The sequence below is a fragment of the Pedobacter sp. 22226 genome, assembly GCF_052045455.1.
Classification (GTDB): Bacteria; Bacteroidota; Bacteroidia; order Sphingobacteriales; family Sphingobacteriaceae; genus Pedobacter; species Pedobacter jeongneungensis.
Map to the genome: position 1 here is coordinate 1 of NZ_JBQEPB010000003.1, position 26,983 is coordinate 26,983.

26 protein-coding genes are annotated in these 26,983 nt (G+C 38.5%); 14 read left to right on the plus strand and 12 right to left on the minus strand.

The annotated features are described in order from the left end of the window. Positions 1-132: 132 nt before the first annotated feature. Both ACTJKC_RS06900 and ACTJKC_RS06905 read right to left on the minus strand, forming a co-directional pair. Complete coding sequence (locus ACTJKC_RS06900; protein ID WP_440790829.1) at positions 133-1,434, minus strand: HAD-IB family phosphatase; 1,302 nt, start codon at positions 1,432-1,434, stop codon at positions 133-135. Then, on the minus strand, positions 1,434-2,396 hold the full coding sequence (locus ACTJKC_RS06905; RefSeq protein ID WP_440790830.1) for an NAD-dependent epimerase/dehydratase family protein: 963 nt from the start codon (positions 2,394-2,396) through the stop codon (positions 1,434-1,436). Before ACTJKC_RS06905 ends, ACTJKC_RS06900 begins: the two co-directional genes overlap by 1 nt. 71 nt (positions 2,397-2,467) lie before the next feature. Between ACTJKC_RS06905 and ACTJKC_RS06910 the strand changes: the two genes are divergently transcribed. From ACTJKC_RS06910 to ACTJKC_RS06920, 3 genes are all read left to right on the plus strand, one after another. Then, entirely contained in the window at positions 2,468-3,649 is a 1,182-nt protein-coding gene (locus ACTJKC_RS06910; RefSeq protein WP_440790831.1) for a formimidoylglutamase, read from the plus strand. 137 nt (positions 3,650-3,786) lie between these two features. Further along, on the plus strand, positions 3,787-4,947 hold the full coding sequence (locus tag ACTJKC_RS06915) for an ATP-binding protein (RefSeq protein WP_440790832.1): 1,161 nt from the start codon (positions 3,787-3,789) through the stop codon (positions 4,945-4,947). 98 nt (positions 4,948-5,045) lie between these two features. Continuing rightward, positions 5,046-6,191: a redoxin domain-containing protein gene (locus tag ACTJKC_RS06920; protein ID WP_440790833.1), complete on the plus strand. Its 1,146-nt coding sequence runs from the start codon at positions 5,046-5,048 to the stop codon at positions 6,189-6,191. Between the two features lie 87 nt (positions 6,192-6,278). On the opposite strand, the gene purD is transcribed toward ACTJKC_RS06920, so the two are convergent. The 5 genes from purD to dcd form a co-directional block, all read right to left on the minus strand. Beyond that, entirely contained in the window at positions 6,279-7,550 is a 1,272-nt protein-coding gene (purD, locus tag ACTJKC_RS06925) for a phosphoribosylamine--glycine ligase (protein WP_440790834.1), read from the minus strand. Positions 7,551-7,672: 122 nt separating this feature from the next. Continuing rightward, positions 7,673-8,548, minus strand: a complete 876-nt coding sequence (locus ACTJKC_RS06930) for an SDR family oxidoreductase (RefSeq protein ID WP_440790835.1) — start codon at positions 8,546-8,548, stop codon at positions 7,673-7,675. A gap of 128 nt (positions 8,549-8,676) precedes the next feature. Further along, complete coding sequence (locus ACTJKC_RS06935) at positions 8,677-9,438, minus strand: enoyl-CoA hydratase/isomerase family protein (protein ID WP_440790836.1); 762 nt, start codon at positions 9,436-9,438, stop codon at positions 8,677-8,679. 174 nt (positions 9,439-9,612) lie between these two features. After that, complete coding sequence (locus ACTJKC_RS06940; RefSeq protein ID WP_440790837.1) at positions 9,613-12,303, minus strand: TonB-dependent receptor plug domain-containing protein; 2,691 nt, start codon at positions 12,301-12,303, stop codon at positions 9,613-9,615. A gap of 792 nt (positions 12,304-13,095) precedes the next feature. Then, complete coding sequence (gene dcd / locus ACTJKC_RS06945) at positions 13,096-13,632, minus strand: dCTP deaminase (RefSeq protein ID WP_025143422.1); 537 nt, start codon at positions 13,630-13,632, stop codon at positions 13,096-13,098. Between the two features lie 71 nt (positions 13,633-13,703). On the opposite strand from dcd, the gene ACTJKC_RS06950 reads away from it, so the two are divergent. The 5 genes from ACTJKC_RS06950 (at position 13,704) to ACTJKC_RS06970 (ending at position 16,676) form a co-directional block, all read left to right on the plus strand. Then, the gene (locus ACTJKC_RS06950) at positions 13,704-14,351 is read left to right on the plus strand and encodes a 4'-phosphopantetheinyl transferase family protein (protein ID WP_440790838.1); all 648 of its coding nucleotides are present in this window, start codon (positions 13,704-13,706) and stop codon (positions 14,349-14,351) included. A 12-nt stretch (positions 14,352-14,363) separates the two neighbouring features. Further along, the gene (gene lipB / locus ACTJKC_RS06955; RefSeq protein WP_440790839.1) at positions 14,364-15,092 is read left to right on the plus strand and encodes a lipoyl(octanoyl) transferase LipB; all 729 of its coding nucleotides are present in this window, start codon (positions 14,364-14,366) and stop codon (positions 15,090-15,092) included. A gap of 43 nt (positions 15,093-15,135) precedes the next feature. Further along, complete coding sequence (locus tag ACTJKC_RS06960) at positions 15,136-15,861, plus strand: SGNH/GDSL hydrolase family protein (protein ID WP_440790840.1); 726 nt, start codon at positions 15,136-15,138, stop codon at positions 15,859-15,861. 84 nt (positions 15,862-15,945) lie between these two features. Beyond that, complete coding sequence (locus ACTJKC_RS06965) at positions 15,946-16,281, plus strand: CD225/dispanin family protein (RefSeq protein WP_440790841.1); 336 nt, start codon at positions 15,946-15,948, stop codon at positions 16,279-16,281. Further along, positions 16,281-16,676 carry a DUF2752 domain-containing protein gene (locus tag ACTJKC_RS06970; RefSeq protein ID WP_440790842.1) on the plus strand — a complete coding sequence of 132 codons (396 nt, stop codon included), beginning with the start codon at positions 16,281-16,283 and terminating at the stop codon, positions 16,674-16,676. Before ACTJKC_RS06965 ends, ACTJKC_RS06970 begins: the two co-directional genes overlap by 1 nt. Here the strand turns inward: ACTJKC_RS06970 and ACTJKC_RS06975 are convergent. Then, the gene (locus ACTJKC_RS06975; RefSeq protein ID WP_440790843.1) at positions 16,673-17,416 is read right to left on the minus strand and encodes an RDD family protein; all 744 of its coding nucleotides are present in this window, start codon (positions 17,414-17,416) and stop codon (positions 16,673-16,675) included. The genes ACTJKC_RS06970 and ACTJKC_RS06975 overlap by 4 nt on opposite strands. 189 nt (positions 17,417-17,605) lie before the next feature. Here ACTJKC_RS06975 and ACTJKC_RS06980 point away from each other — a divergent pair, with 189 nt between their 5' ends. The 6 genes from ACTJKC_RS06980 to ACTJKC_RS07005 all read left to right on the plus strand — a co-directional run bounded on the left by ACTJKC_RS06980 (position 17,606) and on the right by ACTJKC_RS07005 (position 23,760). Further along, a complete protein-coding gene (locus tag ACTJKC_RS06980; protein WP_440790844.1) occupies positions 17,606-18,559 on the plus strand; it encodes a stage II sporulation protein M in 954 nt (317 codons plus the stop codon). A 1-nt stretch (position 18,560) separates the two neighbouring features. Beyond that, a complete protein-coding gene (locus ACTJKC_RS06985) occupies positions 18,561-19,445 on the plus strand; it encodes a hypothetical protein (RefSeq protein ID WP_440790845.1) in 885 nt (294 codons plus the stop codon). A 1-nt stretch (position 19,446) separates the two neighbouring features. Next, positions 19,447-20,175, plus strand: coding sequence for a DUF4129 domain-containing protein (locus tag ACTJKC_RS06990; RefSeq protein ID WP_440790846.1), 729 nt, complete (start codon positions 19,447-19,449; stop codon positions 20,173-20,175). Then, complete coding sequence (locus ACTJKC_RS06995) at positions 20,172-21,362, plus strand: DUF4350 domain-containing protein (protein WP_440790847.1); 1,191 nt, start codon at positions 20,172-20,174, stop codon at positions 21,360-21,362. Before ACTJKC_RS06990 ends, ACTJKC_RS06995 begins: the two co-directional genes overlap by 4 nt. Then, positions 21,343-22,320 carry an AAA family ATPase gene (locus tag ACTJKC_RS07000; protein ID WP_344852325.1) on the plus strand — a complete coding sequence of 326 codons (978 nt, stop codon included), beginning with the start codon at positions 21,343-21,345 and terminating at the stop codon, positions 22,318-22,320. Before ACTJKC_RS06995 ends, ACTJKC_RS07000 begins: the two co-directional genes overlap by 20 nt. A gap of 93 nt (positions 22,321-22,413) precedes the next feature. Then, positions 22,414-23,760: a DUF58 domain-containing protein gene (locus ACTJKC_RS07005; protein ID WP_440790848.1), complete on the plus strand. Its 1,347-nt coding sequence runs from the start codon at positions 22,414-22,416 to the stop codon at positions 23,758-23,760. 79 nt (positions 23,761-23,839) lie between these two features. Here ACTJKC_RS07005 and ACTJKC_RS07010 read toward each other — a convergent pair whose 3' ends face one another. The 4 genes from ACTJKC_RS07010 to ACTJKC_RS07025 form a co-directional block, all read right to left on the minus strand. After that, on the minus strand, positions 23,840-24,400 hold the full coding sequence (locus tag ACTJKC_RS07010; protein ID WP_440790849.1) for a transposase: 561 nt from the start codon (positions 24,398-24,400) through the stop codon (positions 23,840-23,842). A 401-nt stretch (positions 24,401-24,801) separates the two neighbouring features. After that, positions 24,802-25,860 (minus strand): nucleoid-associated protein, encoded by a 1,059-nt coding sequence (locus ACTJKC_RS07015; protein WP_344852327.1) that lies wholly within the window; start codon positions 25,858-25,860, stop codon positions 24,802-24,804. Between the two features lie 114 nt (positions 25,861-25,974). Further along, positions 25,975-26,457, minus strand: a complete 483-nt coding sequence (locus tag ACTJKC_RS07020) for a MarR family transcriptional regulator (RefSeq protein ID WP_440790850.1) — start codon at positions 26,455-26,457, stop codon at positions 25,975-25,977. After that, positions 26,457-26,960 carry a GNAT family N-acetyltransferase gene (locus ACTJKC_RS07025; protein WP_440790851.1) on the minus strand — a complete coding sequence of 168 codons (504 nt, stop codon included), beginning with the start codon at positions 26,958-26,960 and terminating at the stop codon, positions 26,457-26,459. Before ACTJKC_RS07025 ends, ACTJKC_RS07020 begins: the two co-directional genes overlap by 1 nt. Between the last annotated feature and the right edge of the window lie 23 nt (positions 26,961-26,983).

Sequence of the window (26,983 nt, forward strand, 5' to 3'; positions counted from 1 at the left end):
CTTTAAAACTAGAGATGACGAAAATTCACCCTGCCTTTTATTTAAACGCTTACTAAGCTTTCTTCTTGTAATAAGATTTGCAACAAAAAAATCAGTTTGATAAACCAAAGGAGATGACGTTAACTACGGGAACTAATACAACACCCTAAACTTTATCGTTTGTTCGATCTTTTTAAGCGATCTGAACAATTGTTTATCGTATTGTGCATTAATATCGGTAATGGCGTAACCGATTTCGGGGTTTGTCATTAAAAACTGGCTCACGATATTGATATCGTGTTTGGCAAAAACAGTATTGATTTTCGCCATAATACCCGGAACGTTTTTGTGGATATGGATTAAACGGTGCGATTTCTCGATTTTTGGCAGTTGCAGGTTGGGGAAATTACTACTTAAATAAGTAGCCCCGGTATTCATAAAATCGGCAACCCGTTTTGGAATAAAATCGATGTTACGCGGATTATTTTTAGGATCGTCGAAAACTACAATGCCTTGTTTGGTACAAAGATCGAGATCTATTTTATTTTTAGCATTGCCTAAATAACCAATTGTTTTCAATTTAGCGGCATTTTTTAACTGCTCTTTATCTATTTTTTCGCCATCGGCCAAAAGGATAATCCCAACATCTTTTACATATTTCTCTTCAAAAGAGGTTTTATGACGGATTGATAAGCCATCATTTTTAAGGATAGCAATGGTTAGGGGATCAACCTCACCAATTACCAGACAAAGAATCCTGTTTTTGGGATAAGAAATTGCACGGGGTAGATCGTTCACATATAAGAACTCATCGAAACTTGGCGTAACGTGGTCGGCTTTAGAAACAATGCTTTCGCGGGCAATATTTTCTGTAAAAGCAAAAAACTTATTGATGATACCGCTTTCTCGTAACTGGAAATCAGAGTAACCATCGCCTATACCAAACAATTCGCCCTCAAGCTTTAAATGCTGAAGTAATTTTACCTTTCCACCTTCTTCACTTAAAGGATTGGCATGGTCGTAATCAATAATTTTACCATCACCTGTTGTTACGAAAGTATTGGCGTAAATATTCTCTTTCTTAATATGGTACTGGCTTACTACAGGCGTAATAAACTCTTTAAATCCGCCCGAAACGATCAAAACTTCATCTGCGTGTTTTTTAAAAAACTCGGCATTACGCGAAAAAGAAGTAGATACTTTCTTTTTTAAATGCTTGATAAGTTGTTTCAAATGATCTTCGTTTGCTTCGAGCAGTTTAACGCGTTGTGCTAAACTTTCGGAGAAGGAAAGTTTCCCTTCCATGGCAAAATTGGTATAATCTTCAATTTTTTGGAAAATCGCTTCTTTATCTGGGTGGTTCCTGAGCGAAATCCTTGCAAGTTCATCGAGTGCTTCTACCTGGGTAAAGGTACTATCAAAATCGATGATGTAATAGGCTTTTTGTTTGGGCATTATCTTAAATGTTGGGTAATTTCTCTTATACTTTCGGCAACAGGTTTAAAAACTATACCGGTTTCCGATTTTACTTTATCATTGTTATAATAACTTAAGGTTACGCTACTTTTTGCGGCATCTTTGGTGATGGAAGGCTCTTTTCCGGTAAATATAGATGCAAATTTTAAGGCTCGCCAGGCGATACCAAGCATCCATGGCTTCGCTTCTTTGGTGGGGGCCTTAACTCCAAAACCTTGTGCAATTTCGCCGAATAAATCTTTATAATGATAATCGTCAGCTGAAATAATATAACGTTCTCCCGAAACTTCAGCATTCATTAATATAATCATTGCTTTGGCTACATCTTCTACATCAACAAAACCCGATGCGCCGTCAGTATAAAACGAAAAACCGCCTTTTACCAATTTAAAAATCGCCCCGCTTCCTTCAAAACCTGCATTTTTTCCGATTATTACCGATGGATTAACGATAATAGCATCTAATCCTTCCGTTATGCCCCGCCAAACCTCCATTTCGCCCTCATATTTGGATAATCCGTAGGCATGCGCTTTTGAATCATACTCCCAAAAGTCTTTTTCATTAATTTTCTGACCTTTTTTAGCATTGCCAAGCGCAGCAACTGAACTTACATGCAACAACCGGCAGTTCTTCTCAGCACAAAGGTTTACAATGTTCGAAGTTCCCTCAATGTTTACATGAAAAAGCTGCTTCTTATCTTTAGGATTAAAGGAAACAAATGCGGCGCAATGGTACACTTTGGTAATCCCCTCAAATGCATCTTCTAAAGCAGATGGCTCATTAATATCAGCCACAAACCATTCGATCAGGGAGACATTTTGAATGAGGCCAGGAATTTTGGATTTCTCCCGCCTTAGCGCCCGTACCGCTAAACCCTTATCAGTTAACTGTTTAATTAATTCAGATCCTAAAAATCCAGTTCCTCCGGTTACCAGTATCATTTTATTTTTTTCGGGCTATATGTGGAAATACGCATTCAAAAATAGATATTTGAGCCGAGAGTTTTAAATATATGTCATTAACGGATTTCTTTTCCCCCATTAACCCCGATAGTTTTACACCTAAGCAAGGATTTTTTACAAGTCAGCTGGGTTTAAAAGCACAGATCTACACAGAATCGTTTCCTGATTTTGAGGAAAATACTTATGATCTGGCCATTTTTGGGGTGCTTGACGGAAGAGGTGCGGTTAATAATGAAGGTACTGCCCTGGCTCCGGATTATTTCAGGGAGAAATTTTACAAACTCAACGAAGGCGCTTTTAACAGCAGGATTGTAGATTTAGGGAATATTAAACACGGTGCAACCATTGCTGATACGTATATCGCCATTAAAATGGTGGTTTCTGAACTGATTAAAAAAGACATTATTCCTATTATTATTGGCGGCGGACAGGATTTAACCTACGGCCAGTACCTCGGTTATGAAGATTTAGAGCAGAAAGTAGACCTGGTAGTTATTGATAACCAGTTTGATATCGGCGACGATGACTATGAAGGTATTGCTACCCGATCGGATTGTTACCTGAACAAGATTTTTCTGCACCAGCCCAATTACCTCTTCAACTTTAGCAATGTAGGTTACCAGACTTATTTTGTAAACCAGGAAAGTTTGAGCGTAATGGATAAATTATATTTCGATGTGCACCGTTTGGGCGAGTTTGCACAGGATATTACGTTAACAGAACCCATTATCCGAAATGCAAATATGATCAGTTTTGATATGGGTGCCATCCGCTCTGCTGATGCTGCTGCAAATGCCAATACTACGCCAAACGGTTTTGATGGTGAAGAAGCCTGCCGCATTGTACGTTATGCAGGCATGAACGATAAACTAACCTCAATTGGGTTTTACGAATTTAACCCGGCTTATGACAACAACGGACAAACCGCTTTCTTACTGGCACAGATGGTATGGTATTTTGTAGAAGGTTTTTATGCCCGTAAAAAAGATTTTCCGTTAACACCGAAATCGCAGTTTATGATTTACCGCACCAGCTTAAAGGATGGTTCGGGAGAAATGATGTTTGTAAAAAGTAAAAAATCAGACCGCTGGTGGATGCAGGTTCCTTACCCCTCAGGACAAACCAAAAATGAACGTTATCACCTTGTGCCCTGCAGGTATGATGATTACCAAACCGCGGTTAATGGCGAAATGCCCGATTTGTGGTGGCGGACTTATCAGAAACTGAATTAAGTTTGTGTAATTTCAAAGTAAAAACTGTGTAATTTCAAAGTGGGGGTTGTGTAATTTCAAAGTTAAAGCTGTGTAATTTCAAAGTGAGAGTTGTATATCAGTTGCTTCTTTTGTAATATTGCACAAAATAACTAGCTATGCGACAATTAGTTAAAAGACATATAAGCAAACATATTGAACAGCAAAAAAGCAAATTCCCTATTATTGCTGTTACTGGTCCCCGACAATCAGGAAAAACTACATTGTTAAAGAATATATTTAGTGATTACAGATACATTTCGCTAGAAAACCCGGATGTTAGGGCTTTTGCAACCGAAGACCCTAATGGTTTCTTAAATGAATATAATAATAAGGTGATCTTTGACGAGGTGCAAAGGGTTCCGATACTCTTTTCCTATTTACAGGGCATAGTTGATGAATCTAAAATAATGGGACAATTTATTTTATCGGGTTCACAAAATTTTCATTTAATGCATGGCATCACACAAAGTCTTGCAGGAAGGTTAGCATTGTTTAAACTTTTACCTTTCGATTTATCTGAACTCAAGGCCAGCAATTTAGTTGAGGATTCATATGCTGAGGCCTGCATTAAAGGTTTTTACCCTGCTATATACGATCGTAATATAGAACCTAATGTGTATTTTTCCAATTATATACAAACCTATGTAGAAAAAGATGTTACGGAGCTTTTAAATATCAAAGATTTAAGAACATTCAGAACATTTATCGGATTATGTGCTAACCAAGCTGGTCAATTAATTAACCTAAGCGCACTGGCTAATGCCTCTAATATATCACAGCCAACGGCAAAAAACTGGCTTTCTCTTTTGGAAAGCAGTTATATTGTGTACCTACTGCAGCCATATCATGAAAATTTTAATAAACGTTTAATAAAAACACCTAAACTTTATTTTTACGATTCAGGATTATTATGCCATTTACTAAAAATCAAAACCAGCGAAGCCCTATCAAGAAACAGGCTAAAAGGAAACATCTTTGAGAATATGGTAATCGCAGAATTCCAAAAACAAAATTATCACAACTACTTAAATAATGAATATTACTTTTGGCAAGATAGCCATGCCAACGAAGTAGATCTGCTTCAACCAACAGATGAGGGGTTCAATGTATTTGAAATAAAGGCTACACAAACAATTACTCCCGACTTATTTAAAAACATGAATAAGTTTGAAATGATTACAAGTCCAAAAAAGGCAGAAAAAACACTTATTTATGGTGGATTAGAGAACCAAAAGCGTAGTCAGTATAAAATATTAAGTTGGAAATCAGCAAAATAAAGGTTACGCTATAATAAAAGAATATATCATAATTTTACACGGCAATTTACGTTAAAGCGGTACAGATTCCTATATTTGAAAAACGATAACTAACCCCCATGAAAAAAATATTATTATCTGCAATGGCCTTATTGCCACTTGCAGCACTTGCCCAAAAGCCATTTACAGTTAATGGCAATATAAAAGGATTAAAAACCGGAGATAAGGTTTATTTGATTTATCAAGGCGATGGCAAAAATGTTACCGATTCTACAACAGTGGCAAATGGTGTTTTTGCATTTAAAGGTACGGTAACCGACCCGACACAGGGCGGCCTGTATTTAAACAAAAACCCTTTTGTGAAGCGCCCGGCACAAGGTGAAATATTAGATGCCCTATCACTTTATTTGGAACCGGGAGCCATTAAAATAACCGCTAACGATTCTTTAAAAAATGCAACCATTACAGGTTCTGTGGTAAACGATGATTCTAAAAAATTAAAAACCTTAACCAAACCTGTTGCCGATAAGCTTGCAGCAATTAATGCAGAATATGCAGCTTACACCCCGGAGCAGAAAAAAGATAAAGCGCTTATGGGAGCTTTGGGAGAACGTTACGAAAAAGAAGCTGCAGGAATGACTCCTTTATTGCTTCAATATGCAAACAGTAACCCAAAATCTTACATCAGTTTAAGTGCAATCGGCCAGTTGGCTTCTGATCCTGATCAGGCAGTGGCAGCAGAAAAAGCTTTTATTTCATTATCACCAGAGCTAAAAGCAACAGCAACAGGTAAAAGAATTGCCAATATATTCGACGCGGGAAGAAAAACAGCAGTTGGTGCAATGGCAATGGATTTTACCCAAACTGATACCGCCGGAAAAGCAGTAAAATTATCAGATTTTAAAGGTAAATATGTCCTGGTTGATTTCTGGGCATCATGGTGTGGTCCATGCCGTCAGGAAAACCCAAATGTAGTAGTTGCTTATAATAAATTTAAAGATAAAGGCTTTACCGTATTAGGTGTTTCATTAGACCGTCCTGGTAAAAAAGACGCCTGGTTAAAGGCAATAGCTGACGATAAATTAACCTGGACGCATGTTTCTGATCTAAAATTTTGGGACAATGAGGTTGCCAGGATGTATGGTATCCAATCAATCCCTGCTAATTTCTTAATTGATCCAACAGGTAAAATTATTGCCAAGGGATTAAGAGAACAAGCTTTACAGGATAAACTTCAGGAATTATTGGGAAGTAAATCGAAATAAGAATTAGCTGTTAAGCAATAGAACAGAAAATAAAAAACCCGCTGATTATTAAAATCAGCGGGTTTCTTTTTATGTATGCTTTTTGACTTAAATTAAATCAAAGCCTATATCTTCCCTGAAATATTTACCATCGAAATAAATTCTTCCGGCATCGGCAGTTGCCGATTGTAGGGCGGTAAACAAATCTTTCTGTAAACTGGTAATCGCGATTACCCTGCCACCGTTGGTTTTTACCACATCGTTTTCTAAAAGTGTTCCGGCGTGGAAAGCATTAGAGTGGCGCAGGTTTTCAATTCCGCTTATGGCTTTACCTTTGAGATAATCGCCCGGATACCCCCCGGCTACAATCATTACGGTAGCTGCAGTTTGATCTGAAATAACCAGGTTAACTTCATTGAGTTTTTTATTGGCTGTAGCTAAAAATAACTCTACCAGATCGTTCTCGATCCTAGGAATTACACTTTCCGTTTCAGGATCGCCCATACGTGCATTGTACTCAATTACAAATGGTTCTTCCCCAACTTTGATTAACCCGAAAAAGATGAAACCTGTATAATCGATACTATCTTTCTTTAAACCTTCTACCGTTGGCTTTATAATGCGTTCTTCTACTTTAGTCAAAAACTCAGGCGTAGCAAACGGAACCGGAGAAACCGAGCCCATACCACCTGTATTTAAGCCGGTATCGCCCTGGCCAATGCGTTTATAATCTTTAGCCGAAGGTAATGTGATATAATTTTCGCCATCGGTTAAAATAAACACCGAAAGTTCAATTCCACTTAAAAACTCTTCGATAACCACGGTTGCACCAGCTGCACCAAATTTACCGCCAAGCATCAGTTTTAATTCTTCCTGTGCTTCAATAGTTTCGGTGCAGATCAATACACCTTTACCAGCCGCTAAACCATCAGCTTTTAAAACAACCGGTAATGCATGGTTTTGAAGGTAAGCCAAACCATCTTCCAAAGTTTCGGGGGTAAAAGATTTTGAAGCCGCGGTTGGAATACCATGACGCTCCATAAATTGCTTAGAAAAATCTTTACTTCCTTCTAAAATAGCACCTTCTTTTTTAGGTCCGATAACGGGAATGTGTGCAATTGCTTTATCAGAAAGGAAAAAATCATGAATACCATTTACCAGAGGTTCTTCAGGCCCAACCACAACCAGCTCGATGTTTTCGGTAAGCACCACTTTTTTAATGGCATCAAAATCGTTCACATTGATGTTGATATTAGTACCATATGCTCCTGTACCGCCGTTTCCCGGAGCAATAATTAGTTTATCGCAGTGCGAAGACTGGCTCATTTTCCAAGCGAATGCGCTTTCTCTGCCGCCTGAACCTAAAAGTAAGATATTCATATGTGGCAAAGATAAATAAAAATGTAAGAGGGAAAATGGAAAAAGATGGAAGAGGGAAAATGTAAGATGGACGCTGTGTTAAGCGACTGGAAATCCCTCCATCATCCATTTTACATTTTACTTCATTTGGCGCTTCTCGTCATTTGCTCCAGCATATCCCACATTTCGGTGGGAATAGCCTCTAATCCGTTCATTTGACCGGCACCCTGTAACCATTCGCCACCATCAATGGTGATTACTTCCCCGTTGATGTATCCGGAGAAATCGCTTACCAGAAAAGCAGCCAGGTTAGCCAGTTCCTGATGATCGCCAACCCTTTTTAAAGGCACACGGTTTTTAAAGTCGAATTTTTTGGCTAAATCACCAGGTAATAAACGCTCCCAGGCGCCTTTGGTTGGGAATGGGCCTGGTGCAATGGCATTGGTACGGATCCCGTATTTACCCCACTCAACAGCTAAAGATCGGGTTAAAGCCAAAACACCACCTTTTGCACAGGCAGATGGCACTACATACGCAGAGCCTGTAAAGGCGTAAGTGGTAATGATATTTAAAACGGTTGCGGCCTGTTTTTCCTTGATCCAGTGTTTACCGAAAGTAAGTGTACAATTAACGGTTCCTTTTAATACGATATCGATAATAGATGAAAATGCATTTGCAGATAAACGCTCGGTTGGGGAAATGAAATTACCCGCAGCATTATTCAATAATACATCTACTGAACCAAACTTTTCTAAAGTTTTGGCGAGTACATTTTCTACCTGTTCAATCTCCCGCACATCGCAGGCTATTGCCAATACTTTGCCACCGGTTTTTTCTTCCATTTCACCGGCAGTTTTTTGTAGTACATCCTGCTTACGGCTGGTGATTACTAAATTAGCCCCTAACTTCAGGAAATAAACACCCATTGCTTTTCCCAATCCTGTTCCGCCACCTGTAATTACAATGGTTTTTCCTTTTAAAGCATCTTCTCTGAGCATTGGTGAGTTATAATTGAACATGGAATTTTGGTTAATTGTGAAATTGGTTAATTGTTGAGATTGGTTAATCGGTTAATTGTTTAAACTGGTTAACTGTTCATAGCGGATTGCCAGCTACGAACTGTCAATTGAAAACTGTTAACTGAAAACTACTTTCTCTGTAGGTTAGCTAAAATGGTTTGTAAAATATGGCGCGTTGCCGGTGACCACCATTGGGCCAACATTTTTTCTAAAGCAGCAGATTGATCAGCTGATGCGGCAGCAATAAGTTCTTCGCGGATATTCAGCTTACTTTGCGACCAGGTATTACTTTCCTGTTCCATAAATTTTTTAATCTTGCGTTCGGCCGCCGTTAATAAACTTTCATTCTTTACCAGCTCATCTATCAAACCTGCCTTTAAAGCTTCTTCGGGATTATACAATTTACCCGAAAGCAAACTACGGGTTGCTTCGGCTTTGCCAATCCAAAAAGCATATAACTGGAAAATACTGTTGGGAACGATAATACCTACGGGAACTTCGTTTAAGCCAATAATATACTGGCCTTCGGCCATAATGCGGTAATCGCAAGCTAAGGCCATTACACAACCACCTGCCGGACTATGCCCGCTAATTGCAGCTACCATTGGCTTTTTAAAGGAAACCATATTCGCAGTGAAGCCTAAAAACAATTCCCAGAACGATTTTGCTTCTTCTTCGTTATAATTATAAAGCTCTACCAGGTCTAACCCTGCAGAAAAGAATGGTGCTGTTCCGGTTAGAATTATGCCGCCAATGTTATCATCGGCGGCAATATTTTTAAGCATATCATCCAGTTCAGTAATCAGTTCGCGGTTTAATGCGTTTGATTTTCCCCGGTTTAAGGTAATGGTTGCTAAACGGTCTTTAACACTTACTTTTATTGTATTCATATTGTAATTAGTATCAAGGTCCAGGTATTAAGTATCGAGATTTCGAGTATTGAGTATCAAGATTTGAGTATTGAGATTCAAGTATCGGGTATCAGGATTCAGGTATTGGGTATCAAGACAATTATGCTAAATATAATTATGCATGCATACTAATTCAAATTTATCTATTTTTTGCTATTTAACATCATAAGTGTAAACTTTTCTGCCCAAATGGCCCTCAGCATCAATGCCTTCAATTACAACCCGGTAGTTTCCAGGTTCATCCGCATTGTAAAATTCGAACTTGGCTTTTCCGTCTTTATCTGCAACCACCTGTGGATTCCAGTAAATGGTTGTTCTTAAATCGGCTCTGCTGGCTGAGCTTGCTGAATCATATTTCGGTGAGTAGAATTCTCTGGAAACTGAAAATCCTTTAGGGTTTAAGGTTACAATGCCCGGTGCGTAACGGTTGGTACTTCTGCCTCCATCGCCGCGTTTGGTAGTGATAATAATTACCCCGCCGCTACCCTGCGAACCATAAATTGCGGTGTTGCCAATACTTTTTAACAGTTCGATGGTTTCAACATCTGATGGAATAACGTTATCCAGAAAATCGGCCTCCATTTGCATTCCATCTACAATAATCTGAACCGGAGTGTTTTGGCTACGCATTAAATAAGGTACGTTGCCTCTAAAAATTACGCCTGGTAAACGCCCCTGTAAACATTGTGATAAAGTTACACAGGTTGATAACTGATCGGCCGTCATTACATAATCGGCCCGGCCTGCACCATTTAAGTTCGATGAGTTTTTAGCCGGATTTTTCTTTTCGGTAATGGTAACCTCTTCTAATTTTATGGTTCTTTCAAGCAGTCCTAAACGCGTCATCTCGTTAAAATAGTTGTCGCTTTCTTTAATGTATTTCATCAGGGTATTGTTCACATTGATGTCGATATCTGCACCGTTTTTATTTTTGGTTACAATTTGCCCGGGAACTATATCTAAATTAATATCTACAAACTTCCTTTCTGTTTTAGTCCTGGCCTGCACCACAAACTTTGTACTATCGCCAAAACTCAGGTTATCGAAAACAAATTTTCCTTCGGCATTGGTTACTGTATCCAGTATATACATGGTGCCCTTGGTTGCCATCAACATCACTTTTCCACCGGGAACGGGTTTATTACCTTTAGTTATGGTTCCACTAATGGTAATCGATTGTTCGGGCTGGTAAGTAATATTCGGGCCTACATTATTGATGATATTTTTCCAGATAAACCTTCTCCATCCCTGGGTAAGCATCAGGTTATCCAATTCTTTTTGGGTTTGAAGATCATCTTTCAGAAAATAATGGTTAGGTTTTTCAACATACCCGGTCAGATCGGAAGTAAGCAACAGGGAAGTAAGGATATTTGATTCGTTATCTTCATCCGGAGCCACTTTACTAGCATTGGTAACGGCTACTGAAAAACTACCCAAAACCGGCTGACCGTTATTGGCCGCATCGAAAGCAAAGCTGGCTTTTCCTCTTTTAGTGGTTGCAACCTGAGATGAATTGAGTGATAAATCGATCAGGTCGGATTTTTTATTTACAAAAATTAAACGTTCGGCAATTGGCTGGTTACTGCCAGAGAACAAAGTAAACTGAACAATACCTGCAGGCAGATTCTTTTTAGGGATATTAGCCAACAGTACCTGTTTATCCATTTTCGCTTTCGAAACATAATACACATTGCCGCCATGCTGTGCCACCACTTTTAGTTCTTCGCCATTAACCAGATCGGCACTGCTCATAATTTTGAGCACTACTTTACCGGTATCGAGGCTATTTACGGAAATGGTATAACCACTTTTAACGGATGCAGGAAGCTTTATGGTTTTTTGCGATCCATCTTTAAATTTAATCTTTGCTGAATATGATTTTCCAGCCTGGCTGTTAAAAACAAAATTCCCCATACCAAGGTAACTGGTAGCAAAATTGGTTACTTCGTTTCCCATCTCATCTACAATCATACCTTCAACATCTTCTCCCCTGCCATTAGAATTTACCGCTTTTATGGCCACTTTCTGAGGCAGCTCTTCTATTAATGATCCCCCCTCTGGCATAAACTGAACATCTACATCATTCGAGGTTGAAGTAATCGGGATTGATTTGATTACTTTTTGTTTATTATCCAGCGTAATGGTGGCTACAATCTTCCCCGATTTGTTCTGGAAAGACTGATTATTGGTGAAACTGATCACCGCATCGCCGGTTTGGCTGGTTTTGGCTTTTCCTTTGGCAACCGAACGATAATCCAGCTGCACATCGTAACTTACATCATTTTCGCTGTAAGCCACACCATTTTTATCTTCGAAGTGAACGGTGGCCGTTACTTTATCAGTGTTGTTTTCTTTTGTAAAGTTGTAGGTGGTTTTTGTAAAAACTTTGTTAGCCCAGCTATTTCCAATCTTGATTGTTTTATCGAAGAAGAATTCTGTGCCAAAATTCCGCATATAATTGGTGTATGCCCTGATGCGGTAATTACCCTCGCCAAGCGAATCGGTAAGCTTAAAATCGCCCCATGTGATACCTCCCATAATAGGCAGTTTAACCATTTTTTTAAGGGAATCTTTTTCGTTAATCAGCTCTACATAAAGGATTTTACTGATGTTTGATGGTTCGGAAGTTTTGGTGTTTACCACGTAGGCTTTAAACCAAATATCATCCCCAATGGCATAATAAGGCTTATCTAAATGAAGGTGGACTTTTTCCTGGGGATATTTGCTGGTGTAATCTTCGAATTTTTGTAAGAGCTGACTAAAGGGATCATCGTCCATTTTAAATGCGGTAAAGCCGATTAATAAACAGACAAAGCTGAGTGCGAGAATAATTCTGGGTTTCATGTGGTTAGGTAAAATAAATAAACCTCAAGGTACAAAACCTCCTGCATACTTTTATGAAGTTACCGTGAAATTTAGTTGGGAGCGTGGGGTTAGGAGTTTCGGTTGGCAATTAGCAGTCTTCAGTTAATCAATATTTTTCCGCAGATATAAGAAGATAAACGTTGAGTTGTAGTTGGTGGTTTGCAAATTACAATTCAATTACCAATGCTCAAATCACAATATCCAAAACATAGCGATTGGCTTAGCAATATAACAATCGGGCAATTGCAATAATACAGTTAACCCATTCCCCAACCATTAAGAAGTTAAGAAAATTAAGGTTTTAGCAATTCACAATGAAGCAATACAACAATCGGGCAATTATAATAATACAGTTAACGCATTATCCGACCATTAAGAAGTTAAGAAAATTAAGGGTATAGCAATTCACAACAAAGCAATACAACAATCCGACAATTGCAATAATACAGTTAACCCATTACCCAACCATTAAGAAGTTAAGAAAATTAAGGTTTTAGCACTCACAATAAAGCAATACAACAATCGGGCAATTACAATAATTCAGTTAACTCATTAACCGACAATTAAGAAGTTAAGAAAATTAAGGTTTTAGCAATTACAATAAAGCAATACAACAATCGGGCAATTGTAATAATACAGGCAACCCATTACCCAACCATTAAGAAGTTGAGAAAATTAAGATTTTAGCAATTCACAACAAAGCAATACAACAATTTAGCAATCGCAAAAATACAGTTAATCGATTAACCAATTTATACAGTTAACCAATCCCTAAAACTTATTCTTCCACATCATGCTTTCTACCGGCCTGGTGGTTTTATTATTGTATTTGGCGTTTCCTTTCGAGTTGTACATGGTTTCGATATTGCCTTCAACTGCGAAATAAATCAGCTGCCCAATCGGCATTCCGGCATAAATTTTAACAGGCTGCGCTACTGATATTTCCAGCGTCCAGGTGTTGCAAAAGCCTACGTCACCTTTACCTGCAGTGGCGTGGATATCAATTCCTAAACGGCCGGTACTGCTTTTTCCTTCTAAAAAAGGAACGTGTTTGTGTGTTTCGGTATATTCTAACGTTACGCCCAGATATAACACCCCAGGGTGAAGAACGAAGCCATCTTTAGGAATTTCGAAATGTTCGATTTCGTTATGCGCTTTAGCATCGAGTACACGGCTTTTATAGGTGGCCAGGTATTTCCCTAAATGAACATCATACGAGTTTGTGCCTAAACATTCGCGTTTAAAAGGCTCGATGATGATTGTACCCTTCTCAATTTCTTCTAATATCCTGCTATCAGATAATATCATTTTTATGCGTATTTTTGGCCTAAATTATCATTTATTTAAGATAATTTTGCATGTAATCTCCAATTTAATCAATGCCAATCGTTTACAACAAAAATATTGATCAGCATTCTGTTTTAGCCATCTGGAAAATTGAGGAAACGGAAGAAGAATTGTTGGCCGGACTGCAGCTTAAGCAGCATGAGCGCGATATCATTTCCTCGCTAAACAGCGGTAAAAGGCTTCTGCATTGGCTAAGCACAAGGTTGCTGTTGAGAACAATGCTTAACACCACAGAATATATCGATTGCCAGTTTGATGAGCATGGTAAACCCTATCTGGTTAATTTTGATTACCACATTTCTTTAAGCCACTCTTACGATTATGCGGCGGTAATGATCAGTAAAGAACATCCTGTCGGGGTGGATATCGAACTGATCAAACATAAAATAAAAAGTATAAAACATAAGTTTTTGAGCGACGTAGAACTTGCCCAGAAACAGATTGGTGATAATACCGAAGGTTTGTATGTGGCCTGGTGTGCCAAAGAGGCGATTTACAAATGGCATGGTAAAAAGGGGCTTGAATTTAAACAGCATATCCACATTAAACCTTTTAAACTCAAAAGTGAAGGTTCTTTAAATGCAATTGTTGAGCTCCCTAATGGCACCCGCGAGCTCAGCGTAAATTATTTTAAAACCAAAGATGGCTACATGTTAGGTTATGTAGCGGGCAATTCTTAAAAATATACAGTGATGAACGAGACAGCAGAAAAAGAAATTGCAGCAGATTTAAAACCAACCATTTTTACCGACTGGGGCTTAACAGATTACCAGGAAGCATGGGATAAACAGGAAGATTTACTGAATAAAACGGTAGCCATTAAAACAGCAAACCGTGTTAACAATACCCAAAACCCTACCCCAAACCACCTTATTTTTTGCGAACACCCGCATGTTTATACTTTAGGTAAAAGTGGTCATCCTGAAAATTTATTGCTGGATGAGCAGGGCTTGAAAGATAAACATGCTACTTATTATAAAATTAACCGCGGTGGCGATATTACCTATCATGGTCCGGGGCAGATTGTAGGCTATCCTATTCTTGATCTTGATAATTTCTTTACTGATATCCATCTCTACCTGCGTACGCTGGAAGAAGCGGTAATCCTTACTTTAAAAGATTATGGGATCGAAGCAGGTCGTTATCCTGGTTACACTGGTGTTTGGTTAGATGCCGATAATGAAAAAGCACGTAAAATCTGCGCCATGGGCGTACGTTGCAGTCGCTGGGTTACCATGCATGGTTTTGCCTTTAATGTAAATGTAGATCTCGATTATTTCAAAAATATTGTTCCCTGCGGCATTGATGATAAAGCGGTAACCTCTTTGGCAAATGAGCTTGGTTATCAAATGGATATGGAGGAAGTAAAAGAACGATTAAAAAACCATATTGCCGGTCTTTTTAAAATGAAGTTGATTTAGAGTGCAATAAAACTAAGTTTAAGGCTACTTCGTAGATTAAACCATGAAGATTTTATTGAACCTCTTTTTATTTTCTTTCTTAACTTTGGGCTGTACAAAACAAGCCCCCATGATTAACGAGCCGGTTACCGATCAAACCATAAATCCATCAAACGGAACAGGGAATTTCACTTATCTCGCCCTTGGCGATTCTTATACCATTGGCGAATCTGTAAAACAGGCAGAATCGTTCCCGTACCAGCTTCAAAATTTATTAAAAGCTAAAGGCAGCAATGTGGCCAACCCAAAAATTATTGCCACTACTGGCTGGACCACTGATGAACTCCAGGCAGCCATTAAAAAGGAAAAATTAACCCAAACCTATAGCTTTGTTACGCTTTTAATCGGGGTAAATAATCAGTATCGCGGTTATCCGATCAGCACGTACAAAAAAGAGTTCGCAGAATTGTTACAAACGGCAATTGCATTTGCAGGTGGCGATAAGACCAGGGTTTTTGTTGTTTCTATTCCCGATTGGGGTGCTACACCCTTTGGTAAAAACTCAGGAAGAAATCCAGAAACCATTGCAGCCGAAATTGATAGTTTTAATGCTGCAAATCAGGAAATCACGCTTGCAGCAGGTGTAAGCTATACTAATATTACATCTGCATCCAGAAATGCGGCCACCGACCCTGCTTTAGTAGCGGGCGACGGTTTGCACCCAAGCGGCAAAATGTACGGCCAGTGGGCCGATGCGTTACTAACAAAGGTAACCGCTGTGTTGAAATAATTTAACTTCCATTTATTCTGTTTTTAAATTAAAAAAATTACTTTAGTTTAACTATTTAAATTAAGTAATCTTAAAATTGATACTATGGAAGATCAAAAACCCCAAGAACAAGCACCTTTCGGACAACAGCCTTTCGGACAACAACCATTCGGAAATCCTGCCCCAAAAAACTGGCTGGTAGAATCGATCCTTGTTACCTTATTCTGCTGCTTACCATTTGGAATAGCTGGCATTGTAAATGCTGCAAATGTGAATAGCAAATATGCTGCAGGCGATTATGCCGGAGCTCAGGCTGCATCTGCCGCTGCTGCAAAATGGACAAAAATCGGATTTTTTATAGGAATCGGTGTTTATGTTTTATACATATTGTTCTTCGTAGTACTTGGTTTTGGCGGTGCCATGATGGGTAATTACAGATAATGAAACTACTGTACATCTTAGGATCGATTGTAGTGTTATCACTTGTGATAATTTATTATAAATTCAATCCTGAGGTGTACAATTTCTTTCCCGAGTGTCCCTTCCACAAATATTTCCATTTAGATTGTCCCGGCTGTGGCTCACAAAGAGCTATACACGCATTGCTTCATCTAAATGTACAGAAAGCAATAGGATATAACCTCCTGCTTGTACTCAGCCTGCCATTACTCGCCGTACAACTGTTTTCTAAAATATATGCTTACTTCACTAACCAGAATATGGTGCTGCGTTTTTGGTATAACCCCAATACGCCAAAAATAATCTTTGTTATTGTGATGATATTCTGGATTGCCAGAAATTTACCTTATACCCCTTTCAGCTATCTTGCGGCTTAAACACTCATGCTGGCCGTTAGGTAATTGTAATCTTTTAAAACGGTTTCTAAAAACTGTAACTCATTCATTCCGTCCGGTATGGTAACCAAAATATGTTCTTTGGTTTTAGCCGCCATTGCATAAATTAAATCTGCATTTCCGGTTTGATAATAGCCTGTAAGCACTTCGTGGATCAGTTCTATATCCCGGTCGTTCAAATGTAAAACCTCCTTAAATTTTGGTTCATACTCTTCGGGTAATTTAAAGCTAAAAGCTACATTGGTAAATTCGGTACGGGGTTTTGTTTTAATTAATGTGGTTTTAGCGAGTATATCGCCCAAACGCTGGTGGTTTTTGGTTACGGCTACAGAAACCAGTGCCACTACACCCCATCCAAAAGGAAAGCCAAAATCGATCATCCTGAACAGCCACCTGAAAATATACTGACCGAAAGTGGGCTGTGTGCCATCGATACTGATTACCTTGATTTTGAACACCTTTTTCCCAAACGTTTGTCCATCCATGGTGATTTCGCAAATCAGATCATAAAAAGCAAATATGGCTATAAAAACAAATAAGACAACCATACCTGCACCTCCTGATATCCCTATTGATACAGCGCCCATCACAACAAGTGCAACCACAGCAATTAAAGCAAATCCAGCAAGGTCAATACACCTCGCGGCAATGCGTTCACCTAATCCGGCAATTTCGTAATCAATATCAATATTCTGAGCAGTGCTAATTCTGATGCTATCCATATTCAAACATAATTTTTTTTAAAGATAATTGAGGCATACAAATCAGTAATTTTTTCCAACTCATGTTTTCTTATATTTTTCATTTTAGATGCCCCATCTGTGTATATTTGTTTTGGAGACAGAATCAACCGGGATTTTATTTCCATAAAAAATTAACTATTTTAACGCCAGATTTGGTAAGGCCTTTAAATGAGAGAAGCATTATTTGTTAAACAGCATTCGGAAAAGTGGCAACATTACGATTCCATGCAACAGGCCAATCCTGATGAGGTAGCCAACCAGTTTATCGAAATCACCAACGATCTTGCTTATTCAAAAACCTTTTACCCCAATTCGAAAACCACAGCTTATTTAAACGGCCTAGCGGCTAAACTGCACCAATCGGTTTATAAAAACAAAAAAGAGAAATCGAACCGTTTTATCCACTTCTGGAAAACTGAATTACCCTTAATATTTTTACAACACCGGAAACAGGTATTTTACGCGTTGTTTTTTTTCCTGATTTCATGTGCCATCGGCGCTTTATCTGCCAAATACGACGATACTTTTGTGCGCTTAATTATGGGAGATAGTTATGTAAACATGACAAATGAGAATATTGCCAAAGGCGATCCTTTTGGAGTGTACAAACAGGATAATCCATTCATCATGTTTTTGCAGATAGGCTCAAACAACATTTTTGTAGCCTTATATACTTTTGTTTTGGGCATTTTATTCTCATTTGGCTCTATTGTTTCCTTATTCAGAAACGGGATTATGCTTGGTTCTTTCCAGTATTTCTTTTTTAGCAAAGGTTTAGGTTTTCAATCTGTCCTGGTGATCTGGATCCATGGAACGCTCGAAATTTCGGCTATTGTACTGGCCGGGGCCGCAGGTTTAATTTTAGGCAACAGCTTTTTATTTCCTAAAACCTATACCCGCATGGCATCAGTGCTCAAGGGGGCAAAAGACGGCTTAAAAATCGTAATCGGCCTGATCCCGATTTTTATTGTAGCAGCCTTTTTTGAAAGTTTTGTTACCCGCCATACCGAAATGCCATTATGGCTAAGCATATTGATTTTACTATCATCTGCAGCCTTTATAATATGGTATGTATTTATTTATCCCATTAAAGTTCACCATAAACAACCTACACTAAATTAACATGATCGGGAAATTAGAGTTTAGAAAAAAAAGAGATTTCGGACAGGTGATAAACGATACGTTTACCTTTATGCGGCAAAATTTTAAACCGCTCATTAAGGTATATTTTATGTTTTGCGGTTTGTTTGTGGTGGCCAGCATGCTCACTATGCTGTTGCAACAATATAAAATGGTGAATCTCTTCAATACCATTGGTGTTGAAGGTAACCCGAACAAATTTGGGCTTTCATCAATCTATAACTTAGAATATTTTTTATCTATTTTATTTTCGCTGGCCACTTATGCCAGTATGAGTGTGGCCGTACTTTCGTATATTGCTGTTTACGTTCAGAAGGGAAACGAAACGCCCACTACCGACGAAGTTTGGGGATATTTTAAACATTATTTTTTTAGGGTTTTCGGCAGCTCGCTCCTGTTAATCCTGATGCTGATTATATCCTTTTTCTTTTGTGTTGCACCTTTCTTTTGGCTATTTCCTTACGTAGCCATGATTTTCCCGATTATGGTAATCGAAAATGGCTCGCTTGGCTATTCATTCACGAGGAGTTTTGCGGTTATTAAAGATAATTTCTGGGTTACCTTTGGTACCTTAATCATCGTATGGATTATTGTGTACGCCTGCATGAGTATGGTGGTTTTACCTACTACTTTATTTAATATGGTGGGCATGTTTACGCATAAAACGCCTCGTATGTCGTTAACGTTAACCATGATTACTACCGTTTTACAGTCCATTTGCCAGGTTTTCACCATTATACCGATCATCACCATTTCGCTGTCTTATTTTAGCTTGGTGGAGCAGAAAGAAAATCCGGGATTAATGGAGCGCATTTCTAATTTTGGCAACACCGAAAAACCGATAGATACCAGACCTGAAGAATATTAAAATGCAGCGTATTTTTATCCGATATCTTCTTGTTTCCCTCTTGTTTTTTATTCCGGTAATCAGTAATGCGCGGGCGGTTAAATCCAAACCTGTTATTAAAGAAATCAGGATTGACAGCGCTAAAATTACGCCGTCAAAATTTGATAAGGATTCCATCAGCAGTTATAAAGAGCAGAAAGAATTTCAATATGACGAAATCGGCCAGCAGCAGCTGTCATGGTGGGACAAATTCTGGAGGTGGTTTTGGAGCTTAATTGGCTCATTGATTCAGGGAGCAACTTCTAATTTAATTTCGAGGTATATTTTTATCGGACTTGGCGTAGCACTGATCTTATACATCGTAATCAAAACAATTGGTACGGAAAACATATTCAGAAAAAAATCAAAAGAAACCATTCTTCCCTACGATGTGATTACCGAAAACATCCATGAGATTGATTATGAGCAGGAACTGCAAAGATTGGTTGCCGAAAGAAAATTCCGTCTGGCTGTGAGGCTGTTATATTTAAGGGCACTGAAACAACTGAGTGACGCCGAAATCATCAACTGGCAGCCCGATAAAACCAATTATAATTATTTAATGGAAATTGATAAGCCTGAACTCAGAAACGATTTCAGCAAGCTTACCCTGCAGTTCGATTACATCTGGTATGGCGATTTCCCTGTTGATGAAGTAAAATTTGAGCCCATTAACCAATCGTTTAACCAGTTTAACAGCCAGATTAAATGAGAGGTTATAAAATATATCTGATTATTGGCTCAATCCTGATCCTCCTTTATTTAGTGGCGCAGTACAATAAGCCTACACCCACAAACTGGTCACCAACCTATGCTGTAAAAGATAAAATCCCATATGGAACATACATTTTGTATCATAGGATAAAAGATATTTTACCCAAAGCAAATATTCAACAATCTAAAGCAGCCATTTACAACACTTTAAAGGCTAAAAATTTTAATAAAACGGCATATTTAATTATTGCCCAAAAAGCAGAAATCAGCAAAACAGATTTTAACCAGCTGGTTAAATATATGCAGGCCGGCAATGATGCCTTTATTGCCAGTTACGACCTGGGCAAAATAGAAAAAAACCTTAAACTGCAGGCGGTCAGTGCCATGTCGGCGGAAGGCAGCACGCTAAACTTCACCAACCCAAACCTAAAAACTGATGCAAATTATGGTTTCGACCGAGGGATTGGCAGCCAGTATTATAGTAATATTGATACCAGCAAGGCTACTGTACTTGGTGTAAACGGGAACGGGAAACCCAACTTTATCCGTTACAATTATGGAAAAGGAAATCTCTACCTGATTGCAGAGCCGGGATTTTACACCAATTTTAACCTGTTGGATAAATACGGGGCAGAATATGCCGCCAAAACCCTGAGCTACCTGCAGGGAAACACCCGGGTTATTTTTGATGATTATTTTGCCGGACAAGAAAACACTACAACTGACATGCTCAGGGTATTTTTTAAGCACCCCGAACTTAAATTTGCCTATTACCTGAGTATTTTCAGTTTGATTATTTTTGTACTCTACGATATTAAACGCAGGCAGCGGATTATTCCCATTGCCGATCCGCTTACCAACACCTCATTGGCTTTTGTTAACGTGGTAGGTAGTGTGTACTACCATGAGCGGAACAACCTCGATATTGCCTTAAAAAAGATCAACTATTTTATGGAGTACTTACGGAGCAGGTATTACCTTAAAACCAACGAGATCGACAACAGATTTGCCCAATTGTTAATGGAAAAAACAGGGATTAACGAAGCCCTGGCCAAAACATTAACCAGGTATTTTATCGAAACGCCTAAAATGGGCAATCTGAACGACACACAATTGATCAATTTAAACGAAAGCATAGAACAGTTTTATAAAATTACGCAAAGCAATGGAACAAGAACAGTTTAACCCACGTACCGATTTAAGTGCATTAAATGCGGCTGTTAATCAGATCAGAACCGTACTTGGAAACATCATAGTAGGCCAAAAACAGGTAATTGATTTTTTGATTGTTGGTTTACTTGCCGATGGACACATCTTAATTGAAGGCGTTCCGGGTGTTGCTAAAACGCTAAGTGCCAAATTACTGGCCAAATCAATTGATGCGCAATTTTCGAGGGTGCAGTTTACACCTGATTTAATGCCTTCGGATGTTTTGGGAACGCCAATTTTCAATACCAAAACCGGAGATTTTGAATTTAGAAAGGGACCAATTTTTGGCAATATTATTTTGGTTGATGAAATTAACCGCGCTCCTGCGAAAACCCAATCTGCGCTTTTTGAGGTAATGGAAGAACGCCAGGTAACCATAGATGGGCAGACCTATATGATGGATGAACCTTTTATGGTACTGGCCACCCAAAACCCGATTGAACAGGAAGGAACTTACCGCTTGCCTGAAGCCCAGTTAGACCGTTTTCTTTTCAAAATCGAAGTTAAATATCCTTCGCTGGAAGAAGAAACTGCCATTTTAATGGCACAACATACTTTGGTAAACAAAACGCTGTTAAGCGAGGTAAAGCCCGTATTATCGGTAAAACAGATACAGGAAGCCAGGGCCATTATCCGCAATTTATTTGTTGAACCGAAATTATTGGAATTTATTGCCAAAATCGTAACCGAGACCCGTAATAATTCTTCGCTTTATCTGGGCGCCTCACCGAGGGCATCTTTAGCCATTGTACACAGCGCAAAAGCTTTCGCCGCCATCCAGGATCGTGATTTTGTGACACCGGAAGATATCATCGCTGTTGCAACACCAGTATTGGCCCACAGGATACTATTATCGCCGGAAAAAGAAATGGAAGGGTTAACCACAAGTGATATTGTAGCCCAGATTATTAAAAAAATAGAAGTACCTAGGTAAGTACACAGTCTTGAGTCTGTAGTTCTTAGTCTTCATTAACGAAAGTCACCCTGAGCGGAGTCGAAGGGTAAACAATTAACCGATTAAACAACATTGAAAAAATTCTTTCAGCAATATTATACCAATCTGTTCTTAACCGACCGTTTATTTACGGCTTTAGGGCTTTGTATTGTGCTTTTCTTGTTGAAATTCTTTTTTGCCTGGCTGGGCGATATCCCCGAAATTGCTACTGGCGCCGTATTCGTTTTGTTTTTTATCGATCTTTTTATCCTGTATAGGAATACCAATGGGATTGAAGTTAACAGATTTACTTCGAAACGATTGAGCAACGGAGATGAAAACCCGATCCAGATTGAAATTAAAAACCGTTATGGTTTCGGTATAAATGCAAGGGTAATTGATGAAGTGCCTTTCCAGTTTCAAATCCGCGATAAAGATTTCAGGCTTCATTTAAAACCGGCTGAGATAAAATCAATTCATTATAACTTACGCCCAACCAAACGTGGTGAATATGACTTCGGATTTATCCGCACTTATATCAGTTCGCCATTGGGTTTAATCAGCCGGCGCTATAATTTTGATGGTGCCAAAGTGCTGCCTGTTTACCCCTCATTTATTAATCTTGGTCAGTACGAACTGATGGCCGTTTCACGCTATTTAACTGAATTCGGAATTAAAAAAATCAGAAAAGTTGGACAAAGCAGTGAATTCGACCAGATTAAAAATTATGTGGGTGGCGACGATATCCGTACCATTAACTGGAAAGCCACAGCCCGAAAAGGTGGTTTAATGGTAAATACCTATACGGACGAAAAATCGCAGAATATTTATTGCATTATTGATAAATCACGGGTAATGCGCATGCCTTTTGAAGGTTTAAGTCTGCTCGATTATGCCATCAATGCTAGCGTAGCACTTTCTAAAGTAGCCATGCTGAAAGAAGATAAAGCAGGGTTAATTACGCTATCTGAAACTATAGGGGCTATTGTACCTGCAGATCGCAAAGCTTCGCAATTGGGTAGTATTATGAATGTACTGTATAAAGAAAAAACCCGGTATCTTGAAAGTAATTTAGAGGCGCTATATTCTACTGTTCGTTCGGTAGTGAAACAACGGGGGCTTTTGGTTTTCTTTACCAATTTCGAAAGTTTATCAGCACTTCAACGTCAGCTACCTTACCTTAAAAGAATTGCCAAATACCATTTATTGGTTGTGGTATTTTTCGAAAATACAGAACTAAAAAGCTTAAGCACCGATCCGGCTAAAGATGTAGAAGGCATTTACTATAAAACCATTGCTGAAAAGTTTATCTATGAGAAAAAACTCATGGTTAAGGAGTTGAACAAACACGGCATCCTGGCCATCCTTACGCCACCACAAAAGCTTACCGTTAATGTGATCAATCAGTATCTGGCATTAAAGGCACAGCAGCGGATTTAGTTTGGAGTTGAGAGTGGTGAGTTTTGATCAAGTTGAATCTACTCTTGATCCTCGGTCTGTGTCCTCACAGACCGAAACATCATATAATACCCCTATAATCAGTTAAAAATTCAAAATTATCTATTCCTGTTTCATAAAATCTGGCAGATGACCATTCGTAATCTTCTGGATTTTCGCACAACTGCCATCGCTCTTGCAATGGATTATTATGTATATAATCAATTTTCTGTTCTAATTTATTCGTTGTATCCATAAGGATAGCTAAGGGATCACGTTGCCACAGACGAAAATTCCTTTCCCTATCCGATACTTTAAAATATGGCAATATTTCAGGGTGCTGAAGCTTTAAGTCCTGAAAAATCTGATGGGATGTAAATTTATTAAAGCTTGCATGAGGCATTTCTTTTCCATTCAGCTCTATCATTTGCCATACTAAATGTAAATGATTCGGCATAATTACAAAAGCATAAACGGTAATCTTTTTTCTGTTGACTAATTCCCTTAATGTATCGATTACTATTATTTTATACTTATCAATAGAAAATATCTTTTTCCAATCTTTAACCGTATCTGTCCAAAAATATACTTCATCTAAAAGCATTTTTGAATTGCGGTCTTGTTTGAAGATGTCTTTTTCCATTATTAAAAATAGAAAATAAACTTCAATTCCGGTCTTTGATAAGGTAACATCTCTGCCGAAAAACACTATCACGCTCTAGGTTTTTATCCCCCCACAAACCAATACCAACTATTAAAAATCCCTGAATATATGCTTTTGTTAGCCTTTGAGGACACAGGCCGAGGAATGGGAACAACTATTTAATCTTTTAAAAATTAATTCGTTTCGGTCTCTGTGGGGACACAGGCCAAGGGATTGGAAATAAAATTGAAATCTGTTAAATTGAAGATTTGTTTCGGTCTGTGAGGACACAGACCGAGGGATGAGCGGATTTAGTCTACAGTCTTGAGTCCTTAGTCTAGAGTCCAAATCAACGATCACAAGAAGACTCACGACTTAAGACTACCGACTTATGACTAATCCTACTCTTCTTCCCTAAAATACACCTTATAAAAGTTCATCGATTTATCATCGTCGTAACCTTTCTCAATCATATCTTTATTGCCGTGAATATAAATGTGGAAGTTTTTATCTAGTTTTAGCACACTTTTGTAAGCACGTGCCTGTTTTTTAACCGCAGATTCGGCAATCTCAAAATGATCCGCAATCGGACTTTCAAACTCTTCTTCGTAATTTTTCTTATAGTTTTTAAATGATTCGATCCCTTCGGCATTACCAATTACTTCATTTCCGAATTCTTCAATATCAAAAGTTTCTTTCTCTTTAAAATATTTCATCGACCGGTTCAGGAGATCAATTTTATCCGCTTTGCTGATTTCGTAATCATCATCGAGTTTCTGCGTGACGAAGTTTTTATAAACCCCCAAAACATTATTGGTTTGGTTATAACTATCATTTCTGATTTTCAGCTTTAGAAACTCATCCTTCCAGTAAACGGCAGAATCGTTACTGCTTTTCGATTGATCAAGCACCACTACCTTGTAACCTTCTTCTTTATCAACATTAAAAATCAAACAGCCTTTATCCAGTTTATTAATACTGATGGCTTCCTGCTCGTAGCTCATGTTAAAACCATCCAGCTCAGGATAAACCTTTAAGTAAGTATCTTTCGTTTCCGATTTGAAAATGCCCAGTACATCCAGCTGCTCGCCTTCAATCTGCACTTTTTCGAAATAAGCCACATATAATTCGCCTGATTTAATTTTAGGATGGTTGGCCACATCATATAAATATTTGGCCAGTTGCTGCGAGTCTTCGTGAAAAAGCGCATTGTTCTCAAAAATCTCATGCGCAAAATGGAATACTTCGTTTAGCTGTAAATTATCATTGGGATGAAAAAAACGGTACACTTCATTTACTTTTTCAAAAGGCTTTAAGAAATACTGCATTAACAGGTTTCCCAGCAGTTCATCCTCAATTTTTAAAGGGGCATCAGATAATTTATAATACTCTTCAACCAGTTTATTACCCGTATGGTGAATGGAAAGTTGCTTAAGCGAAGCCTCGAAAAATGAAATCATGGCAGCAAAAATAGCAAAATGATTGGTTAACCTCATTCAAAATTCATTCATTCCCCCATCGATTCAATCATTCAAAATTCATTCATTCAATCAATGGCTCACTCAATCATTCTGTCATTTATTTATGTAAACCTCAGCCCTTTGTAAAAAGCTTTTCTCCTGTAAAGTTGCTTCTACTTCATTTATGGCCTTCATCAGGTTATTTTCGGTGTTTGTAATTTCTGCAGTAGCTTTAATGATCACTTCCCACACAGGTTCCATGGTTGATAAAAGCATTTTACCTTTTTCGGTAAGTTCTACAAGACGCTTACGGGTATCTACCTTATCCTTTTTAGAACGGATCAGTTTCTCCTTCTCCAGTTCTTTTAACAAACTGATGGTGGAAGGATGAGCATAACCGATTTCTTCTGAAAGGGAAACCACGCTCATGGTCGATTTTTTATATAGCGTGTAAAGCACCGGGAACCATTTGGGCTCAAAATCGATCCCGAATGCTTTATAAATCAACAAACCATCTTTACGGATCTGGTCGCTGAGCCTTTGTAAACGTGTAGAAATGGCCAGTAAACCAGAAGCATCAATTACATTTTGTTCCATTAAACAGATTTTAAATCCAGGCTATAAAAAACATTATCAACTGCCATGCGGGGAAAATAAACCGGCAAATTTTCCATTGCAACTTGTTTAAACCCATTACGCTCGTAAAAGCGGCAGGCAGCTTCCAATATATCCTTGGTACCCAAATATACTCCATTCAGTTTGTTATCTTCGCAATAAGCTAAAAGGGTTTTTAATAAAGCCTGCGCCACGCCTAACGCTTTCCCACGAAATTCCTTTTTAACAAACATCTTTCTGATTGCTCCGGCATGGTGCCCGGGTTGCGCAATCAAGGCAATGGTACCAATAAGTTCGCCATTTAGTTTAGCACCCCAGAATGCACCTCCCGAACCATCGTAGTGTTTTTCGATATCCAACAGATCGGGTTGTGCAGCCAGATCGATATCTACATTAAATTCTATTTGCTGGATGGGCAGAATTAACCCGATAACCGATTCGCAGAATTGATTATTTAACCTTTCAATTTTAAAGTCCTTTTGCATCGCTAAATATTATGCAACAAATA